Source organism: bacterium (assembly GCA_018814885.1).
In the GTDB taxonomy this organism is placed as follows: domain Bacteria; phylum Krumholzibacteriota; class Krumholzibacteriia; order LZORAL124-64-63; family LZORAL124-64-63; genus JAHIYU01.
This window is the reverse complement of sequence record JAHIYU010000111.1, coordinates 1-9,033: the sequence shown is the minus strand read 5'-3', so window position 1 is coordinate 9,033 and position 9,033 is coordinate 1. Positions and strand designations below refer to the sequence as shown.

The window sequence follows — 9,033 nt, the reverse complement described above, 5'->3', positions numbered from 1 at the left end:
CTGCTCGGCCTGCTGTGCGCGTGCGCGTTGCTGGCGGCGCCCGTCGCCGCGCGGGCGGGCAGCATCCTCGATCTCTACGGCGGCGAGAACGTGGGCACCGCCGGCGCCCAGTTCCTGCGCATCCCCGTAGGCGCCCGCGCCATCGCACTGGGGCGGTCCTACGTGGCCAACGCCTTCGACGGCGCTGCGGCCTTCTGGAACCCGGCGGGCATCATGCGCACCCAGAGCCGGCGCAGCATGTTCTTCGGTCACACCGAATACGCCGTGGGCATCGATCTGGAGTTCGCGTCCTACCACTGGCACCGCCAGAACTTCGGCTTCGGGTTGAGCGCCGGCATGCTGCGCTCGGGGGAGATCCCGCGCACGGACGAGTTCCACCAGGAGGGCACCGGGCATACCTTCCGCGCCGACCAGTACCAGATGGGTTTCAGCGTGGCGCGGGCGATGACCGATCGCTTCTCCTTCGGCTTCACGGGCCGTTTCTACCAGGAGAACCTGGACGAGTTCACGGTCCGGTCCGTGCTGATGGATGTCGGCGTGCTCTATTTCGTCGGCGTGGGCGACCTTCGCGTCGGCTTCGCCGTGCGCAACTTCGGACCCGAGATGCGGCCGGACGGCACGCCCCCGCCCATCGGTCCCGGCTACACCGCGAGCTCCGAATTCCAGAGCTTCTCCGCACCGACCTCCGGCACCTTCGGCGTCGCCTACACCTGGAGCCTCGCGTCGCAGATCGGCCTGCTGACGACGGCGGACTTCCACCATCCCACGGACTACAGCGAGAGCTTCCGCACGGGTCTCGAGCTGGGACTGGCGCAGCGCCTCTTCCTGCGCGGCGGTTTCGAGACCAACCGCGACGAGGGCGGCGTGGCCGCCGGCTTCGGCGTGCAGCTCGCCCGTGACGGCTGGGACGTGCGTCTCGACTACGCCATGAGCGACATGGGCGCCTTCGGCACGATCCACCACATCTCCCTGGACCTGGCGCCGTTGCCACAGGCGAGGAGGTCGCCGTGACGGGTCGCCTGCGCAGATGCGGCCTCTCGTTCGCCGCCGCCGCCGCACTCGCCGCGGCCCTAGCCGGCTGCGGCGAGAAGATCGCCATCCCCGAGCCCGAGGGTCTCTTCTCGGTCAACGCGTACTACGCCATCGACCAGTACGACGATCCGCACGCCCGCCAGCTCGCGGTGGTCAACGGCCTGCTGTACGTGGTGGGCGACGACGGATCCCTGGTCAAGCGCAGCCAGAAGTACGACGAACGCGAGCGGCAGGAGGGTCTGGCGGACCCGACGGCGATCTGCGCCGACGATGATTCCGGTCTGATCTTCGTGTGGGAAGCCGGCATCGGCGCGCTCACAGTCTTCGACGTCGGCAACCTGGACCTGCTGTACAGCGTCGCCCTGCCAGCGGTGCAGTCGGCGTCCCACCTGGCCGCCTGCCGCACCGGCGTGGAGGCCGTGGACGCGAACGCGCACACCTTCGTCTACCTGGCGGATCCCGATTCCGGCGTGGTCCACCGTTACGCCTACTACGCCGAGAGCGGCACCGCGACCCCCATGGGCATCCTCTGCCGCGACGGCGGCCTGTCGGTGCGTTCGGTGCACGAGCCGGCGGGCATGCTGCGCGACATCGAAGGTCGCCTGTGGGTCTGCGACGCCGACACCAGCCGCAACTGGGCGATCCGCTTCGATCCGACACCCGACCTTGAAGACGTTTCCGCGGTGCCGGGCGGGCAGGCCCCCTGGCGCGGCCTCGCGTACCTGGTCGATGCCGCCACCTGCGTGCCGCCGACCGAGGCCGACTACGTGCTGGGCGACGCCCGCGAGTGCGGCGAGACCGACTGGGTCGGGGGCCCCAGCGACGAACCGGGCGCCTTCCACCTGCCCCTGGCCCTGGCCACGGACGGCAGCGGCCGCTACTTCGTGGCCGACCACGCCAACGACCGTATCCAGATCTTCACCCCCGAGGGCCTCGTGGATCTCGTCTTCGGCGACGAGAACCTGACGCCGGCGCCCTCCGGCATCGGCGTGGCGGACAAGACCATCGGCAACGACACAAACTACGGCGCCTTCATCTTCGTGGTGTCCGCGACCTCGGGCCAGGTGCACAAGTTCATCTCGCACGAGGAGTACACCGACTCGAACACCGGGCCGCCGCCGGAGCAATAGAGGAGCACGACGGATGAGCGGCACTCGGGACATACCTTTCTATCTCTCCATCTCGGGCAACATCGGCGTGGGCAAGTCGACCGTCTGCGCGCTGGTGGGCGACGCCTTCGACTGGCCCACCTACTACGAACCCGTCGACGGCAATCCCTACCTCGCCGATTACTACCGCGACATGCGCCGCTGGTCCTTCCACCTCCAGATCTACTTCCTGAGCAAGCGCTTCGAGGTGCAGAAGAAGATCATCGAGCACGGCCGCTCGGCGGTGCAGGACCGCACCATCTACGAGGACGTCGAGATCTTCGCCAAGGTGCTGAACAAGCGCGGCGCCATGGACGACCGCGACTACGAGAACTACCGCGAGGTATTCCGGAACATGGTCTCGTTCCTGCGCCCACCGGATCTGATCCTCTACCTGCGCGCCAGCGTGGACGCGGCGATGTCCCGCATCGAGCAGCGCGCGCGCGACTGCGAGACGGGCATCCCGCGCGACTTCATCCAGGACCTGAACGACGCCTACGAGGACTGGATCGGGCGGGCCGAGGAGATCTGCCCCGTGCGCGTCATCGACAGCGAAAAGATCAACCTGCGCGACGATTCCGAGGCGCAGCGGGAACTGCTCGACTACATCGGCGTGCTGCACGAGCGCAAGCGCCGCGCCGGGTCGGCCGGAGGTGGGGCATGATCGGCGGCGGACATCGCAGGAGCGACATGTTGAGGGGTCCCCGCATCCCGGACGACGTCCTGCGCGCCCTGCCCAAGACGGACCTGCTGTGCCACCTGGACGGCAGCCTGCGCCTGGGCACCTTCCGCGAACTGGCCGTCGCCCGCGGCACCGACGTCCCGGCCGACGACGGCGCGGCCCTCAGGCGCTTCTTCCCCGTGGATCACGAGAGTTGCCAGCAGCACTTCGCTGGCTTCTTCGAGCACACGACCGCGGTCATGCAGACGCCCGCGAGCCTGACGCGCGTGGCGCGCGAACTGGCCCTGGACGAGGCCGCGCAGGGGTGCTGGTATCTCGAAGTGCGGTTCTGCCCGTTGCGGCACCAGCAGGACGGCATGACCCTGGACGAGACGGTCGCCGCCGTGCGCGCCGGACTGGCGGAGGCGGAGCGGGAATGCGGCATCCGCACCGGGATCATCATCACCGGCATTCGCACCATCAGTCCCGAACTGTCCCTGCGCCTGGCCGAGCTGGCGGTGCGCTGGAAGGGCCGGGGCGTGGTCGCCTTCGACCTGGCCGGCAGGGAGAAGGACTACCCGGCCAAGCTGCACCGCGAGGCCTTCTACTACATCATGAACCACAACATGTGCTCGACCATCCACGCGGGGGAGAGCTTCGGGCCGGAATCGATCCACCAGGCGCTGCACTACTGCGGCGCCAACCGCATCGGACACGGCACGCGCCTGAACGAGGATCCCGATCTGCTCGCCTACGTGAACGACCTGCGCATCCCGCTGGAGATGTCGCTCAGCAGCAACATGCTGACCGGCGTGGTGCCCTCGCTGGCGGAGCATCCGCTGCGCCGCTACCTCGACCTCGGATTGCGCGTGACGCTGAACACGGACAACACGCTCTTCGCCCGCACCTCCCTGTGCCGCGAGTTGAGACTGGCGGTCGACACGTTCGATCTTAATCTGCTGGAGACCGAGACGCTCATGCTGAACGGGATCAAGAGCGCCTTCCTGCCCCAGGGGGAGAAGGCTGACCTGATCCGCGAGGCGGTGACCACCGTGGTCTCATTGCGCGACAAGTTCGCGCTGGACGAGATGGGGATCGCATGATCGACAGGGCGGCGAGACTCCAGCCGGAGTGGCGCGAAACGGTGGGCGAGGCCGTCGCCTGGCTCGACGCGCGCGGTTTCGCGGGACGTACGGGATTGATCCTGGGCAGCGGCCTGGGCAACTTCGTCGAGGTCCTCGACGACGCCGAGGCCGTCGGCTACGGCGAGATCCCGGGCTTCACAACGACCTCGGTCGCCGAGCACAGGGGACAGCTGGTCGCCGGCGAAGCGGCCGGCCGGCGTGTGCTGGTCATGCAGGGACGCCTGCATCCCTACGAGGGCCTGCCCGCAGAGGTCATGCTGCTGCCCGCCGCCGTGCTCGCGTGCCTCGGGATCGACGAGGCGGTGGTGACCAACGCCGCAGGCGGCCTCAACGTCCACTACGTGCCCGGCGATCTCATGGTCATCCGCGATCACCTGGACCTGCACCTGGGAGATCCCCTGCGCGCCCTGCTGGTCGACCCGTCGCCGCCGGATGCGGCGCCCGGGCGCGGCGCGAGACCGTCGGCCGTCTACGACGTCGAGCTGGCCCGCCTGATGCTCGAATGCGGCGCCGCGACGGGCGTTCCCCTGCACGACGGCGTCTACGCGAGCATGTGGGGCCCCGCCTACGAGACCAAGGCCGAGATCGGCATGCTGCGCAAGTTCGGCTGCGACGCGGTCGGCATGTCCACCGCCCCCGAGGTCATGCTGCTCGGCGCGCTGGGCGTGCGCGTCGCAGGTCTCTCCTGCATCACCAATCCGGCGCGGGAGGTGGGGCAGCCGGAGCTGTCGCACCAGGACGTCGTGGAAGCTGGCCTGACGGTCCGCGACCGCATGGCGAGGCTGCTGCTGGCCTTCCTGCCGCGCCTGGACGCCTGAGCGGTACCGCCAACACGGGGAGGAACGCATGTTCTGGGACTCCACCTTCTTGCTGCTGATACCGGCCTTCGTCTTCGCCCTGTACGCCCAGAACAAGGTCAAGTCCACCTACCGCAAGTACCTGGATGTGCGCTCGGCCAGGGGGCTGACGGGCGCCCAGGCCGCTCGCCGGCTCCTGGACGCGGCGGGGCTCCCGCAGGTGGAGATCGAGGTCGTCGACGGCGAGCTGACCGATCACTACGATCCGCGCGTGCGCAAGCTGTGTCTGAGCCGGGCCAACCATGCGGGTGACAGCGTCGCCGCCCTGGGCGTGGCCTGTCACGAGGCCGGGCACGCCCTGCAGCACGCCCGGGGATACGTACCCCTGCAGCTGCGCCAGAGCATCTTTCCCGTGGCGAACTTCGGCAGCAACCTCGCCATGCCCCTGTTCTTCGTCGGTTTCCTGTTCCACTTCCCCGTCCTGATGGACATCGGTATCCTGGTCTATCTCGTGGCGGCCTTCTTCACCCTGCTCACCCTGCCCGTGGAGTTCGACGCCAGCAAGCGGGCCGTGGTGCTCCTGAACCGGCACGGCATCGTGACGCCGGAGGAATCGGGACACGTGAAGGCCGTGCTGAACGCGGCGGCCCTGACCTACGTGGCGGCCGCCCTGATGGCCGTGCTGCAACTCGTCCGCCTGATCATGCTGCGCGGACGTCGCTGACCGAACGGAGGATGACATGCGTCCCTATCTCGTGGCCGGCAACTGGAAACAGAACCTGGGACCCGCCGCGGCGGCCAAGCTGGCCCGTCAGGTCGCCATGGGCCTGCTGGGACTGGACCTGTCGGGCGAGGTCCTGGTGTGCCCGCCGGCCGTCTCGATCCCGGCGGTCGCCGCCGTCGTCAAGGGCGAGAGGCTGCTGCTGGGGGCCCAGAACTGCAGCGCCACGGACGCCGGGGCCTACACGGGCGAGGTCGGTGCGGACATGCTGGCCGAGGCCGGCTGCAGCCACGTCATCGTGGCCCACTCGGAGCGACGGGCCTTCTACGGCGAGACCGACGACGATTTCGTGCGCAAGATCGATCGCGCCCACGCCGCCGGCCTGACGGTCATCTTCTGCTACGGCGAGCTGCTCGGGGAGCGCAGGGCCGGACGCGAGCGCGAAGTTGTCCGGGCCCAGCTGGCGGGGGTGTTGCCGCGTCTGGCCGCGCCCGCGCCGAACAACCTGGTGCTGGCCTACGAACCGGTCTGGGCCATCGGCACCGGCGAGACGGCCACGCCGGAGCAGGCCCAGGCGATCCACGCCGTCTCGCGCGACCTGGTGTCCGGCATGCTGGGAGCCGGGGCGGCCGACGCGCTGCGCATCCTCTACGGGGGCAGCGTCAAGCCGGGCAACGCCGAGGATCTCTTCGGACGCGCCGACATCGACGGCGGGTTGATCGGTGGCGCCAGCCTGAAGACCGACGATTTCCTGGGCATCGTCCGGTGCGCGCAGGCCGTGGCCTGACATCATATCAGAAAGCAGGTCGGATCATGACGAGTCGGATGACCAAGGTGACCGGTACCCTCTTCGCCGTGCTGACGATGTGGGTCGCAGCGCTGAACCCGGCGGCGGTCGCCGTCTCCGGCGCGGCCGAACAGCTGCTGGAGCGCGAGACCTGGAGCGCCGCCACCGCGCCCCCCGCCGCCGAGACGCCCCGTTTCCCCGGGCTGCCCGTCGGCGCCGAGGTGCTGCGCCTGGAAAACGGCCTGCAGGTCCTTTTCCTGCGCAATCCCGGCCAACCCATGGCCAGCGTCACGACCCAGGTGCTGGTCGGCTCGGCCCACGAGGATTTTCGCACCAGCGGCATGAGCCACATGCTGGAGCACCTGTTGTTCAACGGCAGCGACGGGTACACGCAGGAGCAGCAGTACGAACTGGCGGACCGCATCGGCGCCTGGAACAACGCCCACACGACCGATTTCTACACCAACTTCATCATGATCGTACCGGCGGAGAACCTCGAGACGGGTATCGAGCTGCAGGCGGAGATGCTCTTCCATTCCCTGCTGCCGCCCGACAAGTTCGAGAAGGAGCGGGGCATCGTCGTCGGGGAGATCGTGCAGGGGCGAGATTGGGCAGGCGACTTCGCCGACGACGCCTTGCGCGAGGCGCTGTACGGCGGCAGCAGCCTGGGCATGCCGACCCTCGGCACCCTGAGCACCATCGAGCACCTGCGGCGCGATGATGTGTACGACTTCTACAAGCACCACTACGTGCCCAACAACATGATCACGACCGTCGCCGGCAACTTCGACCGCGACGCGGCCCTCGCGTTGCTGCAGGAGCACTACGGCGAGGTGCCGCCCGGCACCGTGTCGCGTCCGGAGCTCGGGCCGGCCCGCTACCTCGACCGCACCCACGCGATCACCCGGCGCGGCGGCGACGTCCACGTCCTGGCCCTGGCCTACGAGGCGCCGGCCTACGGTTCGCCCGACTTCTTCCCCTTCCTGGTGCTCACGAGCCTGCTCGACGCGCCGGTCGACGGCATCCTCAGCCGTGCCATGGACGGCCTGCCGCCCGACGAGCGAGCCGAGATCGGCAGCTGGTGGGAGCGCAACGACGGATTCGGCCGTCTCGTGATCGAGCTGCGGATGCCCGCCGACGCCGATCCGGCGCGGTATCACGGCCTGGTGAGCGAAGCCCTGGCGCGCGCCGTGGACTGGGGCGTGACCCCCGACGATGTGCACGAGGTCGTCCGCATGCAGGAGACCGAGACCCTGATCGAGCGGGAGCAGCTGCGCCACCTGGCCATCATGTCGTCCGAGTCCATCGCCAACGGCGGCGTCGACTTCTTCCTCAACTTCCTGGGCGACCTGGGCGCGGTGGAGGCCGAGGAGGTCACGCGGGTGCTGGGCGCCTACCTGGTGGGCAGTCCGCACCTGGCGGTGCACGTGCTGCCGGGGGCGGCGGCCGACGCACCGGACGGCGCGCAGGCCGAGGTGGTCCTCAAGCGCTCGGAGCTGACCAACGGCGCGGTGCTGGTGACCCTGCAGAACCCCGCCTCGGCCCTGTTCGCCGCCCACCTGACGGTGCGCAACCGCGCCGAGATCGACGGCGACCGCCCCGGCGCCCTGAACATGGTGCACCGCCTGCTGCCCCGCGGCATCGGCGGCTGCGACGCCGCGTGCGTCTCGCACAAGCTCCGCAGCCTGGGCGCCGAGGTGAAGCTGGTCGACGATCCGCGTTTTCCCATGGACGACTACTACACCACCGGCCGCTTCTCGTTCATCAGGCTGGAAACCGCGGCGGCCAACGGCGTCGAGTCGTTGGTGCTGTTGCTGGACATGATCCAGCACGCGAGCTTCACCGCGGAGGCGTACGCCGAGGAACTCGCCGCCCAGGCCGAGCTGCTGGGACGCGGAGCCCACAGCGCGCGCGGCCGCGCCGATCGCATCCTTGCCGAGGCGCTGTACGGCGACCACCCGCTGGCGAACCCGCCCGCCGGCGACCCCGGCTCGCTCGAGAGCCTGACCTACGACATCCTGCGGCACGTCTACCACAAGGCCTTCGCGCCGTCGAACCTGGTGTTCGCGGTGGCGTCGCCCCTGGCGCACGCGCAGCTGGCGGCGTTGATACAGGAGCAGCTGCCCGGGCGCGGCACGCCCAACCCGGGCCTGCCGCCGGCGCCCGTCACGACCGAGTCGCACCGCCTGACCGAGACCGTCGGCGGCCAGATGGCGGCCATCCGCACCGGCGCCTTGCTCGGCGTGGAGCCCGACGACGCGCCCGCCCTGGAGATGCTCGTCGCGGTGCTCAGCGACCGCCTGGGCATGGACCTGCGCGAGACGCGCGGCCTGTCCTACAGCGTGGGGGCCTCGCTGGACCTCTACGGCGCCGAGGCGGAGTTCGCCGCCTGGCTCAACCCGCCCACGCCGCGTCTGGCCGAGGGCGAAGGCGCGCTGCTCGAGGCGGTGAGCGGCTTCGATCCGTCGTCGATCACGCAGGCGGAGCTGGACGCGGCACGCAGCGCGCGGCGCGGGCGCCTGATGATGCGGCGGCTGTCGAGCATCAGCCAGGCGTACTACCTGGCGATGGCGGAGCTGGACGGGGACGTGAAGGCATATCTCGGCGGGCTGGACGTTTATCGCGATGTTGCGCTGGGGGACCTGGTGCGCGTGGGGGGCAAGTACCTGAGCGGGTTGCCTCTGGTCACGGTTGTCGTGGACTGATCGGGCGGGTCCCGTACGTGCAGGCGCGCGCGCCGCG

At 69.5% G+C, this 9,033-nt stretch carries 8 protein-coding genes; all 8 read left to right on the top strand.

Annotation, left to right across the window (positions count from 1 at the left end; translation table 11 throughout):
* On the top strand, positions 1–1,011 hold a 1,011-nt coding region (locus tag KJ554_07305), incomplete at its 5' end, for a PorV/PorQ family protein (protein ID MBU0742134.1).
* Entirely contained in the window at positions 1,008–2,162 is a 1,155-nt protein-coding gene (locus tag KJ554_07300) for a hypothetical protein (GenBank protein ID MBU0742133.1), read from the top strand. The genes KJ554_07305 and KJ554_07300, both read left to right, overlap by 4 nt.
* A 13-nt stretch (positions 2,163–2,175) precedes the next feature.
* On the top strand, positions 2,176–2,844 hold the full coding sequence (locus tag KJ554_07295) for a deoxynucleoside kinase (protein MBU0742132.1): 669 nt from the start codon (positions 2,176–2,178) through the stop codon (positions 2,842–2,844).
* A 26-nt stretch (positions 2,845–2,870) separates the two neighbouring features.
* Complete coding sequence (gene add, locus KJ554_07290) at positions 2,871–3,944, top strand: adenosine deaminase (GenBank protein MBU0742131.1); 1,074 nt, start codon at positions 2,871–2,873, stop codon at positions 3,942–3,944.
* The gene (locus KJ554_07285; protein MBU0742130.1) at positions 3,941–4,804 is read left to right on the top strand and encodes a purine-nucleoside phosphorylase; all 864 of its coding nucleotides are present in this window, start codon (positions 3,941–3,943) and stop codon (positions 4,802–4,804) included. Before add ends, KJ554_07285 begins: the two co-directional genes overlap by 4 nt.
* Positions 4,805–4,832: 28 nt before the next feature.
* Entirely contained in the window at positions 4,833–5,507 is a 675-nt protein-coding gene (locus tag KJ554_07280; GenBank protein MBU0742129.1) for a zinc metallopeptidase, read from the top strand.
* Positions 5,508–5,523: 16 nt separating this feature from the next.
* Entirely contained in the window at positions 5,524–6,291 is a 768-nt protein-coding gene (tpiA, locus tag KJ554_07275) for a triose-phosphate isomerase (GenBank protein MBU0742128.1), read from the top strand.
* Between the two features lie 26 nt (positions 6,292–6,317).
* On the top strand, positions 6,318–8,996 hold the full coding sequence (locus KJ554_07270) for an insulinase family protein (GenBank protein MBU0742127.1): 2,679 nt from the start codon (positions 6,318–6,320) through the stop codon (positions 8,994–8,996).
* Positions 8,997–9,033: the final 37 nt, after the last annotated feature.